Source organism: Spirosoma gilvum, assembly GCF_054776815.1.
The window spans coordinates 320,772-337,526 of sequence record NZ_BAAHBH010000001.1 but is presented as its reverse complement, the minus strand read 5'-3'; the positions used below and the strand labels follow the sequence as shown (position 1 = coordinate 337,526).

Genomic DNA, 16,755 nt, shown 5'->3' with positions numbered 1-16,755 from the left:
CAGACCCCAGAAAATAGATAAACAACATGAACAACATTAGAAAGCAACTGTCGCCCGAGCAGCAGGCCGACCTACTCAGCATATTGAAAGTTCGTTTCGAGAAAAACAGCAACCGGCACACCGGTATTGACTGGGCAGCTGTGCAGGCCCGGCTGGAAGCGAATCCGGAAAAAATCTGGTCGCTTCAGGAAATGGAAGGCACAGGTGGAGAACCCGATGTGGTTGGTCACGATGCCAGTACGGGCGAATACTTGTTTTACGATTGTTCGGCCGAAACGCCTAAAGGCCGTCGAAGTATTTGCTTCGACCGGGAAGCGTTGGAGTCCCGAAAAGAAAACAAACCGGCCAATAACGCCCTGGATATGGCGGCTGCTATGGGCGTTGAGCTGCTGACGGAAGAACAGTATCGGGAGCTACAGACACTTGGAAAATTCGATCTGAAAACGTCGAGCTGGATTAGTACTCCTTCGGCCATCCGTAAGCTAGGTGGCGCCCTCTACTGCGACCGGCGCTACGACACGGTTTTTGTGTACCACAACGGCGCCGAATCCTACTATGGCGTCAGGGGGTTCCGTGGCGCACTTAGGGTATAAGTCAAGAGTAAACTTTTCCTCATAGGAAATAGTAGTCTGCTTTTGTCATTTCGACGCAGGAGAAATCTCAAGCTTGATTAATGAGTAATCTTGAGATTTCTCCTGCGTCGAAATGACAAACAAACGATGAGTCTTAGCTGAATTTAGAAAGTTTAAACAGGTTCTTTACATGCTTAGCTTCGGGCAATCGGACTACTGATGTAGTTACCCGTCAGTATTTCTGCTTTTGGCTATAATTCTGCAATAGATTTCCCAAATACGCAAAGAATAACCCACTCAGGATTGACATAATGACTACTATTCCCGGAGCGAGTTCATCTTCGGGAGGAGTCGTATCGAGAATGAGCAGTTTAAATAGATACAGGAAGCCAGTCAGGCCCAGAACAAAACCAATGAGTTTACCTAGTATGTTTTTCATGCTGGATCTGTTTAATGTCTCCACGCCTTCTAGCTTCCGGCAATCGGACTACCGAAAATACCGACGGCCAGTTCTATCCAGATCAGAACCAGCGCCAGCAGAATAGCGCCTACGAGCGCAATTCGGTATTCTCTTTTACGCACTATTCTGAGAACAAACTCACACATCAGACCTGTACCGAGCAGCAAGGTGCCCGCTACGACAAAATCAAACAAGCTCCAGTTCACTTCAGTGGTGAACTGCATGGCTATAAATGGAATCGATAAGAGGATGGCAACTGCCAGCAAAATACCCGTAAGTCGTGTGTTCTGAGTGATCATACTTGTGCTGTTTAGATTGTGATGGCAAAATTATCAAAGAACTTTGTATTACAAAGTAAATAGATAAAAAAATAATTATCCAGCCCCGAAGCACATAAAACGTTGGTGATAAGGGCAAGGCTCCGTCTTGCTATTTAGCATCTTTAAGTTTTTGCTGCACATCCCTTACAAATTCGACGGAAACTCCTGCAACGTTGGCTATTTCCTCAGCCGTCCAGGATAACTTGGTAAGCAAATTTTTTACGATCCGCTCTTCGCCCTTATCGAATCCTCGCAGATAAAGCACATCTCTTTCTTCGCTGATAAATTTGGCAATACTATCCATGGTGTTCTTTAATGTCAGCTCTAAATTACGCAATTGGGCTAATACCCGCAATTGCCGGAAGTATCTCATTAACGAAAAATCGCCTTCCGTCGTTTCTTCAATTCGTTCAATGATCCTTTTTAAGACCTTTTCTGGATTAGTATTGTTAAAGTCAGCTAACACCGCTAAAAGAATTTCTTCCGGTTTACTCGCTTTAAGAAAAAGTTGGTAATCGAGCTGGTTAAATGAAATCAGAGGAAAACGGAACCGAAGAAAGTCGACATCAATTTGGGTTGGCATTTGTGGTTGATTTGCACCAAGAAAGATTACGAACTGGCGAACCGGGGTTTTATGCTTTCTTACCAGCATGATGAAATATTCAGCCATGCGGTAAACCATTTCTGGCTCATCCACTAACTGAAACTCGATGTGGAGTACGAATGTGGCTCCCTGTGCATCAGTGATTTTCTTTAATAAATCAGGCTTTCGTTCTTTAGTGTGCTGAACATCATCTGGTAACTCCTCCGACTCAATAGCCGTAATGCCCAGAATATTCTGCATCAAAATTGGCAGAACAGCTTCTATATTCTCTTTAAAAATTTTGTCATACTGACTAGCCTGTTTACTCATGTGACAAAATTAAGCAAAAAGAATAATTAGCTTTCTCTGAATAAGGTGCTATTTGCCCATATGCTAACATCCTACAATCAACGGAGAAAATTGCAGAGTTTGTAGGGGATTATTGCTATTAATTTTGACTTTTATGCTATTCGTTTGTCATGAACCTTGGCCGAACCCTCATCCGATATATCGTACTGGCCTCTGCCCTGACCTCATTCTCAACGGTTTGGGGCCAGACGAACGCCCTTGTCAATACCTCGAAAAGTAAGTATGCCCGGCTGGAGAGCACCGATCTGAACGCCGTTACATGGACGACCGGCTTCTGGGCCGACCGTTTTGCCGTTTGCCGCGATTCGATGGTACCGCACCTGTGGGACACCTACACCGATCCGAACGTAAGTCATGCCTTCCGTAACTTTGAGATAGCCGCCGGTCTGGAATCGGGAAATTTCAAAGGGCCTTCCTTTCACGATGGCGATTTCTACAAAACGCTGGAGTCGGTGGCGAGTATGTATGCGCTCACGAAAGATAAAAAGCTGGATGAGCAGATGGATAAAGCCATTGCGGTGATCGCCAAAGCGCAGGCTCCCGATGGCTACGTATACACAAAGGCGATCATCCAGCAGAAAAAAACGGGTGAGAAAAAAATGTTCGATGATAAGCTCAGCTTTGAAGCTTATAATTTCGGGCATTTGATGACGGCAGCCTGTGTGCATTACCGGGCAACGGGCAAAACATCCTTGCTGAACATCGCAAAAAAAGCCACCGATTTCCTGATTGGTTTTTATAACGCGGCTAGCCCTGAGCAGGCACGTAACGCCATCTGTCCGTCGCACTACATGGGCATTACGGAAATGTACCGCACGACCCACGATCCGAAATACCTGGCGCTGGCCCAAAAACTGATCGACATACGCGGGCTCTCGGAAGGGACAGATGACAACTCGGATCGCGTACCATTCCGGCAGATGAAAAAAGTGATTGGCCATGCAGTACGGGCGAATTACCTGTTTGCCGGTGCCGCCGATGTCTTTGCCGAAACCGGCGACAGTACACTATTGGCCACGCTCGATCTGATGTGGGATGACGTAATCAACCGCAAAATGTACGTGACGGGTGGCTGCGGTGCGTTGTACGATGGTGTTTCGCCGGAAGGGACGTCGTACAAACCCGATACGGTGCAGAAAATCCATCAGGCGTATGGCAAGGCGTATCAATTGCCCAATCATTCGGCCCATAACGAAACCTGCGCCAACATCGGCAACCTGCTCTGGAATTACCGAATGCTCCAGATTACGGGTCAGGCCAAATACGCCGACGTGATGGAGCTGGAATTGTACAATGCTATCCTGTCGGGCGTGAATCTGGGCGGCACGAAGTTTTTCTACACAAATCCGCTCAGCGCTTCCAACGATTACCCGTATCAGATGCGCTGGATGGGTGGCCGACAACCCTACATCCGGCTCTCGAACTGCTGCCCACCGAATACCGTACGGACGATGGCTGAGGTCAGCAGTTATGCGTATAGTATTTCGGATAAAGGGTTGTGGGTGAATCTGTTTGGTGGCAGTCAGTTGACTACCACACTCAAAGATGGCTCACCCGTTCGCCTGACACAAACGACAAATTATCCCTGGGATGGTGCCATTAGTCTTCAACTGGAACAGGCTCCGGCAAAACCTTTCTCGGTTTTTGTACGCATTCCGGGCTGGTGTCAGGGCGCAACAATCAAAGTAAATGGCGCGGCTGTATCGGCTCCTGTCCGGTCGGGTGAATATGTCGAAATCAATCGTACATGGAAGACAGGGGATAAGGTCGACATCAATCTGCCAATGCCCGTAAAATTGATCGAATCGAATCCGCTGGTCGAGGAAAATCGTAATCAGGTAGCCGTTAAACGCGGACCCCTTGTGTACTGTCTGGAATCGGTCGATAATCCGAAAACGAAGCTGACCAACGTGGCGCTATCGTCGAAAAACGACTTAAAACCTACGGCCGTTACGATTGATAACAGTTCATTGATGGCGCTGGAAGGTGACGCCAAACTGCTCAACGAGGGCAACTGGACCAACCAGCTTTACCGGGAAGTATCGGATAAAGCCCCAGCGTCAACGCGCGTGCGGCTGATTCCCTATTACGCCTGGGCCAACCGTGGGCATTCAGAAATGGAAGTCTGGATTCCGTTTATTCGATAAGAAGTTATCCGCTCAACTTCCCAAAGGCTACGCGCCCCAGCTCAAAGCTTTCGGGAAGTTAACTTAATCCATTCAATGGAACGCATCACTGCCACTTACTACATCGAAACCCCTTTTGATCCTGAATCGGCGGCTGCCGTACTGGCGGGCGAGCAGTCGTCCGGTACGTTCGTTGCGGTGCCGGGCGAAACAGAGGAACTGAAGCACCGTTTTGCCGCCCGCGTCGAGCATGTGGAACATCTGGAAACGGTTACCGAACCTGCTATTCCCGGGGCCGTCAGCGCATCAGGACAATACCACCGGGCCAGGGTAACGGTATCGTGGTCGGTTGAAAACTTCGGCTATAACCTGCCGGTTTTGATTTCAACCCTACAAGGTAACCTGTACGAAATTCGCCAGTTCACGGGGCTAAAACTCCTTGATATTCAGCTACCTCCCTCCTATGCCGATCACTACAAAGGGCCAGCGTTTGGGATTCCCGGCTGTCGCGAACTGACGGGTGTTCAGGGCCGACCGCTCATCGGAACCATCATTAAACCGAGTGTTGGACTGTCCCCCGAACAAACGGCGGATCTGGTCAAAACGCTGGCCGAAGCAGGAATTGATTTCGTGAAAGACGATGAGTTGATGGGATCAACGGCCAATTCTCCCTTCGAAAAACGGGTAGATGCGGTGATGGACGTCATCAATCGACACGCGGATAAAACAGGCAAAAAAGTAATGTATGCCTTCAACATCAGCGGAGAGATTGACGACATGATGCAACGCTACGAAAAGGTAGTAAACAGTGGCGGCACCTGCGCCATGGTTAGCCTGAACAGCGTAGGTATTTCGGCTACAAAGAAAATATGCGACCAGCGGGCTTTGGCGATTCACGGCCACCGGAATGGCTGGGGCATGATGACGCGCCACCCACTGCTCGGGATTGAGTTTCCAGCCTATCAAAAATTGTGGCGACTGGCGGGTGTCGATCAGATTCACGTGAATGGCATTCAGAATAAATTTTGGGAGTCTGACGACAGCGTCGTGCAATCCATTGAAGCCTGCCTGACTCCCTTATTTGGTGGCTACTCCATCTTGCCGGTGGTCTCATCGGGGCAGTGGGGTGGACAAGCTCCCGAGACCTACCGACGGACAAAAACCGTTGATTTACTGTACATGGCGGGGGGCGGTATTCTGGCTCACCCAATGGGTCCATCGGCGGGCGTCACGGCCTTGCAACAAGCCTGGCAAGCGGCCGTCGATGGCCTGACTGTGGCCGAAGCCGCTATCAAATACCCCGAGTTCGGGAAGTCAGTAGAGAAATTCGGCGGGAAAAATTAGTGTAGTACATTTTTGTCATCCCGACGAAGGAGGGATGACAAAAATACTTCAGCATTCTCATGAACAAGTCCCTTTTGCTGGCCTATTACGGCGATGATTTTACGGGTTCGACGGATGCGCTGGAATTTTTGAGTCGGGCGGGGGCGAAAACGGCGTTGTTTATCGAACCGCCAACGCCCGAGCGGCTGGCTACCTATGCCGACCTCGACGCCCTCGGTGTAGCCGGTTTAACCCGTTCGATGCCGCCCGATGCTATGGAAACTACGCTACGAGCTGCATTTACCGAATTGCGGAAGCTTGGCACCCGGCATGTGCATTACAAAGTGTGCTCCACCTTCGATTCGTCGCCAACCGTCGGTAGTATCGGCCGGGCGATTGATGTGGGGCAAGAGATTTTTCAAAAGAGCTTTATACCGCTGCTGGTAGCCGCTCCGTCGCTGGGTCGGTATTGCGTATTTGGCAACCTCTTTGCCCGTATGGGAATTGGCAGCCAGGGGACCATTTACCGACTCGACCGGCACCCGTCCATGAGCCAACACCCCGTTACTCCTGCTGACGAGAGCGATTTGCGGCTGCATCTGGCCAAACAGACAGCGAAGAAAATCGGCCTACTGGATATTCTGCAAGTGGCTAAAAGTCAAGAGGCTATTCAGAACAGCCTGACGGCTCTTCTTCAGGACAACGCTGAAATTGTTCTGTTCGATGCCCTGTACGAAGCACACCTGTTGCCCCTTGGCGAATTGATGGACTCATATGCGCATCCCGAACATCCCCTGTTCTCAGTCGGATCGTCGGGCGTTGAGATGGCCTTAGGAAACTACTGGAATCAGTATAAGGTACTGGAGCCGGTAACGGCATGGTCGGAACCGGGCCGGTCAGCGCCTTTGCTGGTTTTATCGGGAAGCTGTTCGCCCGTCACCTCCGGGCAAATTGCCTGGGCCAAAGCAAACGGATTTGCTGAAATCATACTCGATGCCCGCCAGATTCACGAACATGGGTTGGGCGCGTCGATGCTGACGGATGCGGTTGAGCAGACGCTGGTAGAAATTACTCAGCACCGAAGTGTGATTGTGCAGACGGGCGGCAATGCGGCCTCTGGCACGTCGTTGTCATCCGAAAAACTGGGAACGGCATTGGGGCAACTGGCGAAAGCGGTTGTCCGTCAGGTAGCCCTAAAACGGGTTGTTGTGGCGGGTGGTGATACGTCCAGCTATGCCGTCCGGGCAATGGGCATCGAGGCTGTCGAAATGATTGCCCCGCTGGTTCCCGGAGCCCCGTTGTGCCGAGCCACCGCACCCGGCTCACCATTCGACGGGGTTGAGGTGAACTTTAAAGGCGGGCAGGTAGGCTCCGAAAACTATTTCGGCGTACTGCTCGAAGGCAAGATTTTTTAAACGAAAGCAATTTGATTTTTTGTGAATAGATCAACTATGAGCGCTTTTGTCATGCTGAGAAACAAAGCATCTTAGAGATTAATAGCCTGAGCGTTAAGAAAACATAAGATGCTTCGTTCCTCATCATGACAAAAAACGGCTCATCGATTTTAAACTACAACTATGACTCCCAAAATCTTAGGACTAATTCATACGTCGGCCACGTTAGTACCTGTATTTCAGCAACTTTGCAGCGAATACCTGCCGGGTGTACAAACGTTCAATATTGTGGACGATAGCCTGATCAAGAACGTGATTAAATGTGGTGAACTGACCCCTGATACCGCTCGTCGGGTTGTCAACTACGTCGGTTCGGCCGATGCCGCCGGTGCCGATTACATCCTGGTTACCTGCTCGTCAATCGGCGCGGCTGTTGAAGCATCGGCGGCTCTTACCAAAGTACCCGTTCTGCGCGTCGATCAGCCGATGGCCGATCAGGCCGTTCGGACCGGCAAACGCATTGGTGTGATTGCTACCCTGCCCACAACCCTCGGCCCCACCAGCGATCTGGTACAGCGCCGGGCCGCCGTTGCCGGTAAAGAAATTGAACTGACATCGGTATTGTGCGAAGGCGCATTCGATGCGCTCATGAGTGGCAATGCGGCAAAGCATGACGGGATGGTGGCCTCGGCGCTGAAGGAGTTAAGCACCAAAGTCGATGTGATTTTACTGGCTCAGGCGTCGATGGCGCGGGTCGTAGATACGCTCGATGAGGCCGACAAAAAAGTACCCATACTGGCGAGTCCGCCCATTGCCATTCAGCACCTGGCCGAGCAGTTGTTGTAATTTTTTTGTCATCCCGAACCCTCATGAAACGACTTTCCTTACTCATTGCCGGCTTAGCGTTTATCGGATTGCTGATTGGCTTACTGCTGCAAAACCCGTCGATCTGGCAACCGACGGCGGTTGTGGCTGTGGTCAGTTTTGCGCTGGGCATGAAAGCCATTCCGGCCTTACGGACGTACCAGTACACCGCCTGGATTATTGTTGCTGTGGTGGCAGCAATGATCTACCCGGCTGCGTTTACCAGATGGGGAAGTTTCGATTTGCGGAATAAGTGGCTCATTCTACTGATTATCCAGTCGGTTATGTTCGGCATGGGAATTCAGATGAGTATTCGGGATTTTTCGGGACTGGGAAGTACGGGCAAAGGAGTGGCTATTGGGCTATTCTGTCATTTCACCGTCATGCCGCTCATGGGTTTGCTCCTGACAAAACTCTTTCAGTTCGATCCCGAAATTGCCGCCGGGGTAATTCTGATCGGCTCCTGTTCGAGCGGACTGGCGTCCAATGTCATGGTTTATCTGGCGAAGGCGAATCTGGTGCTGTCAGTTGTCGTAACGGCTATGGCCACGCTGGCGGCTCCGTTTCTTACCCCTTTACTCCTGAAACTGCTGGCCGGTACGCTCATCGACATCAAGTTCGTGACCATGATGATGGAGATTATCAAGATTGTGATCGTCCCTATTTTTGCGGCTCTCCTACACGACTACCTGAAAACAGCTTCCGCCACGGGCAAACGAATCGTTACGATCCTGGCTGTGCTTTCGCTGGGCTGGCTGGCCGGATTAGCGGCTGGAGGATGGTCCGTTCTTGAATCAGCCATATCCAACCCTGAAGCATTACAGGCGCTGGAGATTTTCAGCTTTTTGCTGGCGGCTCTGGTCGTAGGATGTATCTATCATGTACTCGCCACCCAAAATCCGAAACTGGACGAATGGATGCCGTATCTGTCTATGTTCGGCATCATCTATTTCACCGCCGTCACCACCGCAGCCGGACGCGATAACCTGCTGAAAGTGGGCTTTCTGCTGTTCCTCTGTTCGGTACTTCACAACGGAGCCGGGTACTTTTTTGGCTATTGGCTAAGTCGGCTGTTTGGTCTCGATAAGAATTCGGCCCGTACCGTGGCGTTTGAAGTAGGTTTGCAAAACGGTGGTATGGCGTCGGGACTGGCGGGTAGCATGGGCAAGCTCGGTACGGTGGGGCTACCTGCTGCCGTGTTTAGCCCGTGGATGAATATTTCAGGGTCGATTCTGGCCAATTACTGGCGTCGGCGGCCGGTAGAAGATGCTCCTGCACATGAGCCCATTGATCAACTAAGCACTGAAGCCAGCTAATCGTTCATCGTCTGAGGCTGGCTCGTCCGCGATACAATCGCGGACGAGCGACAGTGTGAAGAACTTCTGGCGAATTAATGCCTATCGGGAACATGTTGACGACTAAAATTGCTTAGCTCCTTACACAGCCGTAGCCATTGATGGAGCATATACTGGACAATCCAGCCTGGAACGCCTTCTTATCGGGCAACCAACAATTAAGTAATGGTACCGACAAGGTAAAGTATTTTATGCCGGAGGTATCTCCGTTCGTGGCACTACACGAAAACACAGACTATACCCTTCAGTTGCTTGATCAGGTTATTCCCTTTGACAGTCCGATTGGCGTAATTACGACCGTCCCCTTGTCCATTCCTGATCCCTGGACGCTTTTACAGCGGGTCGATGGGATTCAAATGGTCTACGAAGCCATCGCCGAGCAACCCTCCGATAATCTGGCCATCAAGCCGTTAACGAACGAACACATCCCCGAAATGGTTACGTTAACCCAATTGACCCGACCGGGGCCGTTTTCAACCAGAACAATAGAATTTGGGCATTACGAAGGCATATTTGATGACAACAAGCTGGTGGCCATGACGGGGCAGCGACTGCATGCCTCTCCTTATGCTGAAATCAGTGCCGTTTGTACGCATCCCGATCATCTCGGCAAAGGCTATGCCCGACAACTTATCGCCAATCAACTCTACCGAATCCAGCAGGCAGCCGGTATTCCTTTTCTGCATGTACGCTCCGATAACAAGCGGGCTATCCAGATTTATGAAGCAATGGACTTTAAGATCAGGACCGAAATCTATTTCTATTTCATCAAAAGAAAGTAACTTCTCAGATGAATCGCTGGCTCGTCCGCGATTGCATCGCGGATGATTGAGGCCCGCGTCTGCGACGCGAAACAATGGGCTATTTACTACCGAGATTATCGCTTCCTATTGTCGCGTCACAGACGCGAACCTCAGACATCCGCGATACAATCGCGGACGAGCGAGTCTGAAGACTTCATTTCGATTCGTTGATTTTTTCGTTGGCTTCTTCCAGGTCATTGCCCTCTGGCTGAGGTATTTCTACACCGTTTTTCGTCTGGTCACCTACGTAGCTGAGTGTTACCAGCATTGGAAAATGATCGGAGCCGCAGTTGGGCAATCGCCGGATGGTCTGTAACTGAAAATGATGGGAAACGAAGATGTGATCTAAGGGCCAGCGCAGGAAAAAATAGCGTGCATGAAATGTATTGTAAAGGCCCCGGCCAACACGAGGGTCTAACAAACCGCTGATCCGCTGGAACAAGCGCGTCGTGTGCGACCAGGCTACATCGTTCAGATCACCTGCGACAATGACCGGGCCGGATTGGGTCCGGGCTTCTTTTCCCACCAGAATCAGTTCGGCATCCCGTTCCGTCGAACGATAGTGCTCGGTAGGGCTTGGCGGCATCGGATGTACTCCGTAAAAATGGATCAACTGACCACTAGGCAATTCGAGCTGCGCATAGATTGAGGGAATATCATCCTGAATCAGAAATCGCAGTTCGTGAAAACGCATCGGAAAGCGGGAATAGAACAGTAATCCATACGTATTTTCCAGTGGATACAGGATTCTGTACGGATACGATTTCTCCAGATCGGCCAGCGCATCCTGCCATTTCTGATTGGCTTCCAGCACTAACACAATATCCGGTTTATGTTTCTCTGCCAGCGCTTTTACTTTAGGCATCTGTGTATTTTCCATGAAAACATTCGCTGTCAGTAGCCGAATCGTGTTACTGTTTTCTGACTTACCGCTCGCGCTAGTAGACCGGGAAAAGGAAAGGACCTGTTTTTTATGTAACGGAGTGAAGGGATAAATCAGCCAGAACTGATACATCAGCGTAGTCAGCAACCCAACAGGTATTATAAGCAAGATGCCATCCATGTGATGTCCCAGGACCAGCCAGCCCAGCAGTCCAAGCGCAGCCAGCACGGTCAGTTGCAAATGTGGAAAGTCCCACATACGAATCCACCAGTAATCGAGCCGGATCAGGTTAATAAACGAAGCAAATATGATACTGATCGAAGCAGTCAACAGCACTAAATCAAATGTAGGCATAGGTGAATGAGAAAAGGGATTGATTAGCTAACCGGAAAAAAGGGATGAGGGTTATAATAGCCCGTAGATAGCGTCAAATGCCAGCTGTTGGTACTGAAATAAGCTTGTCAATATCAGCTATTGATTCATTTACCTTCTATCAAAAGTTCAATAATTTCGAAAAGTTGTACCATGATAATATTGTATAATTTTTAGAGAAAATGATGCAAATTCAGGCTATTTTAATCCGCTAAGTTTGTCTATTCATTCAATTTGTTATACGTGCGGTTTTCAGAACATCGCTGAATACAATTATTTACCTTTAGCCGTCAAGCATCGCAAACCCCTATAAAACAGAGGGTTATGCGTAGCTATTCCTCAATCACCTTACTCACACTCATTCGTATGAAACACATTCATGCCTGGTCCTGGGGTATCCTGGGAATGATTCAGGTGGGCTTTTCAAGTGTAGCTTTCTCGCAAAGTCTGGTCAGCAATGAGACTAATCCGAATAAGCCTTCGGAAAGCTGGTTTGCTACAGTAACTCCCAAGTCTGTAGCTGCTGAATCAATAAGCCATAATTTCCTTGTCGACAGAGCCATTCGGGGTACGGTTAAGGACGAAACTGGGCAGGGATTGCCGGGGGTTAGTGTGGTTATTAAAAACTCGGGCAAAGGCACCACGACCGATGCCAACGGTAGTTATCAACTGACCGTGCCGGATGGAGCCGCAACGCTGGTTTTTAGTTTTGTGGGGTATCTGAATCAGGAAGTAGCGCTCGCCAGTCAAACCGAAGTAAATGTTACCATGCAGGTTGACAGCAAACAGCTCAACGAAGTTGTTGTCGTCGGCTATGGTACGGTACGCAAACGCGATCTGACCGGTTCGGTCGTAGCCATCAAAGGCGATGAGGTCACCAAAGTACCTGTTACCTCGCCCGTTGAAGCCCTTCAGGGGAAGATTCCGGGAGCCGATATTACCCGAACGAATGGGTATGCCGGGCAGGGTGCTTCGATCCGTATTCGGGGCAACCGTTCGATCGCTAACCCAAGCAACTCGAACAACGTGCTGTACATTGTGGATGGGGTTCAGGGCGTAGCCGCATCGGACATTAACCCCAATGATATTGCTACCATTGACGTACTGAAAGATGCCTCGTCGACGGCCATTTACGGGTCACGTGGGGCCAACGGGGTTATCATCATTACCACCAAACGCGGTTCTACCGGCAAAGCGAAACTGACTCTGAACTCCTATGCCGGTATCTCGGAAGTGGCGGGGTATGGTGCGTTTATGACCGGGCCCGAATACATCGCTTTCCGGCGCGAAGCCTACCGGGCGTCGGGCACCTGGAGCAGCCCGGCCGATGACCCAAAAATCTTCAATGCCCCTCAATTGGATGCCATTCAGAAGCAACAGTTCCCGGTCTGGCCCGATCTGCTGCTGCACAACGGATTTCAGCAAAACCACCAGATCGGTATTACGGGCGGTACCGATAAAACCAAGATTTATTTCTCGGCCGAATATTTCAACGAAAAGGGCCTGATGAAACTGGATGAGTACAACCGCTATTCAGCCCGGATCAACGTCGATCAGACCATCAACGACTGGGTGAAAGTCGGTATCCAAACCCAACTGGCTTATATCGACAACGACATCCGCCGGGACCCGTTCAACCGGGCATCGAGTATTCTGCCGCTCGGAACACCATACGACGAAAACGGAAATTTTATCCCGTTTCCACTAGGTGGCAGCATCATCAATCCACTGGCCGATGAGCAACCGAATGCCTACAAACGTAACACCAAAACCAATCGCGGAACACTATCGACCTACCTCGAACTGACGCCCTTCAATGGCTTTACATTCCGGTCGACGCTGGGCGCTATTTTCGCAACTTCTGAAGCAGGCAGTTATTATGGGGTGAACACCATCGACGGGGCTGGCAGCCGTTCGCAGGCATCCATCACCAACAACCAGAGCCGAAACCTGAGTTGGGAGAACGTCTTTACCTACAAACGCGCCATTCAGGATCACTCGTTTACCGTTACGGCCGTAAACAGCTACCTGACGTTCACGAACACGTCGAGCTTTGCGGGTGGCAATAACCAGTTGATCCCGGCACAGTATTTTTATAACCTGACTGCCGCCAATCAGAACCCGTTCTACGGCAGTGGTTACAGCCAGAATAAGCTCATTTCGTTTACCGGACGGATCAATTACAGCTTCAAAGACAAGTATCTGCTCACGGTTACGGGACGCTCTGATGGGTCGTCTAAGTTGGGCGAAGGTCACAAATGGGCCTTTTTCCCGTCGGTCGGGCTGGGCTGGCGCATCAGCGACGAAGCCTTTATGAAGAATCAGAACCTGGTGACCGATCTTAAACTACGGGCCAGCTACGGGAAGTCGGGCAACGACGTGATCAACCCCTATGCTACGCAAAATTCGCTATCGACGGTTTCGTTTTCGTACAACGACGCCAATGCCGCCAATGCCTATCTGATCAACCAGACCATTGGCAATCAGGATTTGCAATGGGAGCTGACCACCACGGCCGACGTGGGGCTAGACGTTGGCTTATGGAACAACCGCATTACTGCCAACATTGATTACTACGATGCGCGTACCAACGATCTGATTTTTCCGTACACGCTACCGCTGCTTACGGGCGTAACGACCGTAAACCGCAACATTGGCAAAACCCGCAACCGGGGACTTGAAATCGGCATCACCACGCAGAACATCAATAAAAAGGGGTTTAGCTGGTCGACCAACTTAACGTTTGCCCGCAACAAAGAGATGATAGTATCATTGCCCAACGGCAACGTTATCGCCGACGATTACCGCAACTCGCTCATCGAAGGGCAACCTTCGCAGGTTTATTACGACTACAAAAAACTGGGCATCTGGCAGTTGGGCGAAGAGTCGGAAGCGGCTAAGTACAACGCCATTCCGGGCGACATCAAGATTGCGGACCTGAACAACGATGGCAAAATCGACGGAACCGACAGGACGATTATCGGTTCGCGCGTACCGTCGTGGACAGGTGGTTTGAGCAACGACATTCGGTACAAAGGCTTCGACCTGAACGTGTTATTGATCGCTCGGGCAGGTCAGTGGATCAGCTCCGATTATTACGCCAAATATACCCGCAACGCCAGCAGCAACGGCGCCAGCATCGACTACTGGACACCCGAAAACCCAACCAACGATTACCCCCGCCCGAATGCGACCCGTAGTTCAACCTACGTCACGACGCTGACCGAACGGCAGGCTTCGTTTGCCAAAATTCGGAATATCACGCTGGGTTATACGATTCCCAAAGCCATCACCAGCAAAATCAAAGTAGACAACCTGCGGGTGTATGTATCGGGTAAAAACCTGCACACGTTCAGCAACTTGAAAGACTTCGATCCCGAAGGCGAGGGCGTCATCGACCGCCCGCTCAACCGGCTATATGTGTTCGGACTAAATCTAGGTTTTTAAAGAGCGAAAGAGTGAATGACCGGGCCGCCGGTGCGGTGAAAGAGCGGCTTACGCATCTTTTTTCGCTCATTCACTCTTTCACTCATTCACTCTTTGAACATGAAATCATACGTAAAATATATTTCATTCATCGCCCTGGCTGCTACGTTTCTGTCCTGCGAAAAACAGTTGGAGGAATACAACCCGGCGGGGTCTACAGCGCAAAGTTTGTTTACAACCCCTGAAGGTATTGAAGCGGGCGTAAACGGACTATATACCTACAACCGCTATTTCTACGGCAAGGAAGAAGGTCAGGCCCTGATGGAAATGGGTACCGACATCTGGACCAATGCAGCCAATGCCGGTAATTCGGGTAGCAACGGCGTGTTTCCGCAACCACCGCTAATGACGTATCAGGGTTTGACGACGGACAACGTCTGGGTAAAAAGCCGGATGTGGCAGCAATGCTACGCGGCTGTCAACCTCGCCAATAATGTCATGAAATACCTGCCTACTTCGGGCGCTACGGCAGCCCGGCAGAAAGAACTGGATGGGCAGGCCCGTTTTATGCGGGCATGGTACTACTATCATTTAGTTGAAAGTTTTGGCGCAATCCCTCTCCTACTGGAGCCCACGGAAACTATCGAAACCACCGCAACCCGCACGCCTGTTGATGCCGTATATGAGCAGATTCTGGCCGATTTACAGGTGGCCGTTACGACCATTCCGATCACAACTACGGATTACGGACGCATCACGCGACCAGCCGCCGAAGCGTTTCTGGCGAAAGTCTATCTGACACGGGGTAAAAATCAGGAAGCCAGTAACTATGCGAAAAAAGTAATTACGGGCTACACGTATAAACTGCTCCCCTCCTACGCCGACTTGTGGAAGACCACCAACCAGCAAAATTCGGAAATCCTGTGGGCCGTGAATTATTCGTCTAACCTGACCTTCAATGCGGGCAGCAACATCAACCACACACTGTTTCTGATGGAGTACAACACCCAGCCTGGCCTGAAGCGTGACGTGGCCAACGGTTTTCCGAATGTTCGTTACATGCCGACGCTGTTCCTGCTCGACCTGTTCAACGAACAGAATGACTCACGCTATGATGCGTCGTTTAAATCGGCCTGGTTTGCGAACGAAACGGATGCAACGAAACGGCCAGCCGGTATGAACGTGGGCGATACAGCCGTGCTAACCACCAAATACTCCGTTACAACCGCGTTCCGGCAATCGAAAAAATACCGGATTTACGATCGAAACGATATGTACAAAGCCGACGGGACGCCCAACGACCGCTTTCACTACGTATCGCTCCGCAAATTCGATGACCCCACCCGCGCAACGGATGCCACTACCGAAAGCTCAAGGGATGCATACATTCTGCGGCTTGGCGAGGTCTATCTGCTGGCGGCTGAAGCGCAGTTAAATCTGGGCAAGAAGGACTCAGCAGCGTACTACCTGAATGAGATACGCACACGTGCCGCTCAGCCAGGCAAACAGGCGAACATGCGCATAACCGCTGGCGACATTACCCTCGACTTTATTCTGGACGAACGGGCTCGTGAACTGGCGGGCGAACAGGTACGCTGGTTCGATCTGAAACGGACAAACAAGCTGATCGAGCGGGTGAAAGCGCATAACCCGGATGCCGCTCCCTATATTCAGCCGTATCACATGCTGCGTCCAATTCCGCAAAGTGAAATCGATGCAGTTACGAACAAAGCCGACTTCAAGCAGAATCCGGGGTATTAGCACGCTAACATGCTATAATTTTCAGAAAAAATGGTGGAGGTAGGCAAGTATCCGAATCAGTAAATTTGTCTGATTTCTGTTTGTTTTCACGATAGTTAACTTCCCGAAAGCTTCAAGCTTTCGGGAAGTTTTGTAAATGGGTCA

Annotated in this window: 13 protein-coding genes; 9 read left to right on the top strand and 4 right to left on the bottom strand. The window is 50.4% G+C overall.

The genetic code is table 11. The features are described 5' to 3' along the window. The first annotated feature begins 26 nt into the window (after window positions 1-26). Entirely contained in the window at window positions 27-593 is a 567-nt protein-coding gene (locus ACYVFD_RS01245) for a DUF4256 domain-containing protein (RefSeq protein ID WP_461087720.1), read from the top strand. A 211-nt stretch (window positions 594-804) separates the two neighbouring features. Here ACYVFD_RS01245 and ACYVFD_RS01240 read toward each other — a convergent pair whose 3' ends face one another. The 3 genes from ACYVFD_RS01240 to ACYVFD_RS01230 form a co-directional block, all read right to left on the bottom strand. Then, window positions 805-1,011 carry a hypothetical protein gene (locus tag ACYVFD_RS01240; RefSeq protein ID WP_461087719.1) on the bottom strand — a complete coding sequence of 69 codons (207 nt, stop codon included), beginning with the start codon at window positions 1,009-1,011 and terminating at the stop codon, window positions 805-807. 29 nt (window positions 1,012-1,040) lie between these two features. Continuing rightward, on the bottom strand, window positions 1,041-1,331 hold the full coding sequence (locus tag ACYVFD_RS01235; RefSeq protein ID WP_461087717.1) for a hypothetical protein: 291 nt from the start codon (window positions 1,329-1,331) through the stop codon (window positions 1,041-1,043). Window positions 1,332-1,461: 130 nt separating this feature from the next. Then, the gene (locus ACYVFD_RS01230) at window positions 1,462-2,265 is read right to left on the bottom strand and encodes an RpnC/YadD family protein (protein WP_461087715.1); all 804 of its coding nucleotides are present in this window, start codon (window positions 2,263-2,265) and stop codon (window positions 1,462-1,464) included. Between the two features lie 149 nt (window positions 2,266-2,414). Between ACYVFD_RS01230 and ACYVFD_RS01225 the strand changes: the two genes are divergently transcribed. The 6 genes from ACYVFD_RS01225 (at window position 2,415) to ACYVFD_RS01200 (ending at window position 10,148) form a co-directional block, all read left to right on the top strand. Then, window positions 2,415-4,451 (top strand): aceric acid hydrolase, encoded by a 2,037-nt coding sequence (locus ACYVFD_RS01225; RefSeq protein ID WP_461087713.1) that lies wholly within the window; start codon window positions 2,415-2,417, stop codon window positions 4,449-4,451. A 6-nt stretch (window positions 4,452-4,457) separates the two neighbouring features. Continuing rightward, window positions 4,458-5,774 carry a ribulose-bisphosphate carboxylase large subunit family protein gene (locus ACYVFD_RS01220; protein WP_461088600.1) on the top strand — a complete coding sequence of 439 codons (1,317 nt, stop codon included), beginning with the start codon at window positions 4,458-4,460 and terminating at the stop codon, window positions 5,772-5,774. A gap of 59 nt (window positions 5,775-5,833) precedes the next feature. Continuing rightward, the gene (locus ACYVFD_RS01215; protein WP_461087711.1) at window positions 5,834-7,168 is read left to right on the top strand and encodes a four-carbon acid sugar kinase family protein; all 1,335 of its coding nucleotides are present in this window, start codon (window positions 5,834-5,836) and stop codon (window positions 7,166-7,168) included. 162 nt (window positions 7,169-7,330) lie between these two features. Then, entirely contained in the window at window positions 7,331-7,993 is a 663-nt protein-coding gene (locus tag ACYVFD_RS01210; RefSeq protein WP_461087709.1) for an aspartate/glutamate racemase family protein, read from the top strand. Window positions 7,994-8,016: 23 nt separating this feature from the next. Beyond that, window positions 8,017-9,327: a bile acid:sodium symporter family protein gene (locus tag ACYVFD_RS01205; protein ID WP_461087707.1), complete on the top strand. Its 1,311-nt coding sequence runs from the start codon at window positions 8,017-8,019 to the stop codon at window positions 9,325-9,327. Between the two features lie 140 nt (window positions 9,328-9,467). Then, entirely contained in the window at window positions 9,468-10,148 is a 681-nt protein-coding gene (locus ACYVFD_RS01200; RefSeq protein ID WP_461087705.1) for a GNAT family N-acetyltransferase, read from the top strand. 175 nt (window positions 10,149-10,323) lie between these two features. Here ACYVFD_RS01200 and ACYVFD_RS01195 read toward each other — a convergent pair whose 3' ends face one another. Beyond that, window positions 10,324-11,406, bottom strand: coding sequence for an endonuclease/exonuclease/phosphatase family protein (locus tag ACYVFD_RS01195; RefSeq protein ID WP_461087703.1), 1,083 nt, complete (start codon window positions 11,404-11,406; stop codon window positions 10,324-10,326). A 384-nt stretch (window positions 11,407-11,790) separates the two neighbouring features. Here ACYVFD_RS01195 and ACYVFD_RS01190 point away from each other — a divergent pair, with 384 nt between their 5' ends. Next, window positions 11,791-14,871, top strand: coding sequence for a SusC/RagA family TonB-linked outer membrane protein (locus ACYVFD_RS01190; RefSeq protein ID WP_461087701.1), 3,081 nt, complete (start codon window positions 11,791-11,793; stop codon window positions 14,869-14,871). 99 nt (window positions 14,872-14,970) lie between these two features. Then, window positions 14,971-16,611 (top strand): RagB/SusD family nutrient uptake outer membrane protein, encoded by a 1,641-nt coding sequence (locus ACYVFD_RS01185; RefSeq protein WP_461087699.1) that lies wholly within the window; start codon window positions 14,971-14,973, stop codon window positions 16,609-16,611. Window positions 16,612-16,755: the final 144 nt, after the last annotated feature.

Coding starts and splice junctions, on each gene's coding strand:
- ACYVFD_RS01245 (WP_461087720.1), top strand. CDS start 27: ATGAACAACATTAGAAAGCAACTGTCGCCCGAGCAGCAGGCCGACCTA.
- ACYVFD_RS01240 (WP_461087719.1), bottom strand. CDS start 1,011: ATGAAAAACATACTAGGTAAACTCATTGGTTTTGTTCTGGGCCTGACT.
- ACYVFD_RS01235 (WP_461087717.1), bottom strand. CDS start 1,331: ATGATCACTCAGAACACACGACTTACGGGTATTTTGCTGGCAGTTGCC.
- ACYVFD_RS01230 (WP_461087715.1), bottom strand. CDS start 2,265: ATGAGTAAACAGGCTAGTCAGTATGACAAAATTTTTAAAGAGAATATA.
- ACYVFD_RS01225 (WP_461087713.1), top strand. CDS start 2,415: ATGAACCTTGGCCGAACCCTCATCCGATATATCGTACTGGCCTCTGCC.
- ACYVFD_RS01215 (WP_461087711.1), top strand. CDS start 5,834: ATGAACAAGTCCCTTTTGCTGGCCTATTACGGCGATGATTTTACGGGT.
- ACYVFD_RS01210 (WP_461087709.1), top strand. CDS start 7,331: ATGACTCCCAAAATCTTAGGACTAATTCATACGTCGGCCACGTTAGTA.
- ACYVFD_RS01205 (WP_461087707.1), top strand. CDS start 8,017: ATGAAACGACTTTCCTTACTCATTGCCGGCTTAGCGTTTATCGGATTG.
- ACYVFD_RS01200 (WP_461087705.1), top strand. CDS start 9,468: ATGGAGCATATACTGGACAATCCAGCCTGGAACGCCTTCTTATCGGGC.
- ACYVFD_RS01195 (WP_461087703.1), bottom strand. CDS start 11,406: ATGCCTACATTTGATTTAGTGCTGTTGACTGCTTCGATCAGTATCATA.
- ACYVFD_RS01190 (WP_461087701.1), top strand. CDS start 11,791: ATGAAACACATTCATGCCTGGTCCTGGGGTATCCTGGGAATGATTCAG.
- ACYVFD_RS01185 (WP_461087699.1), top strand. CDS start 14,971: ATGAAATCATACGTAAAATATATTTCATTCATCGCCCTGGCTGCTACG.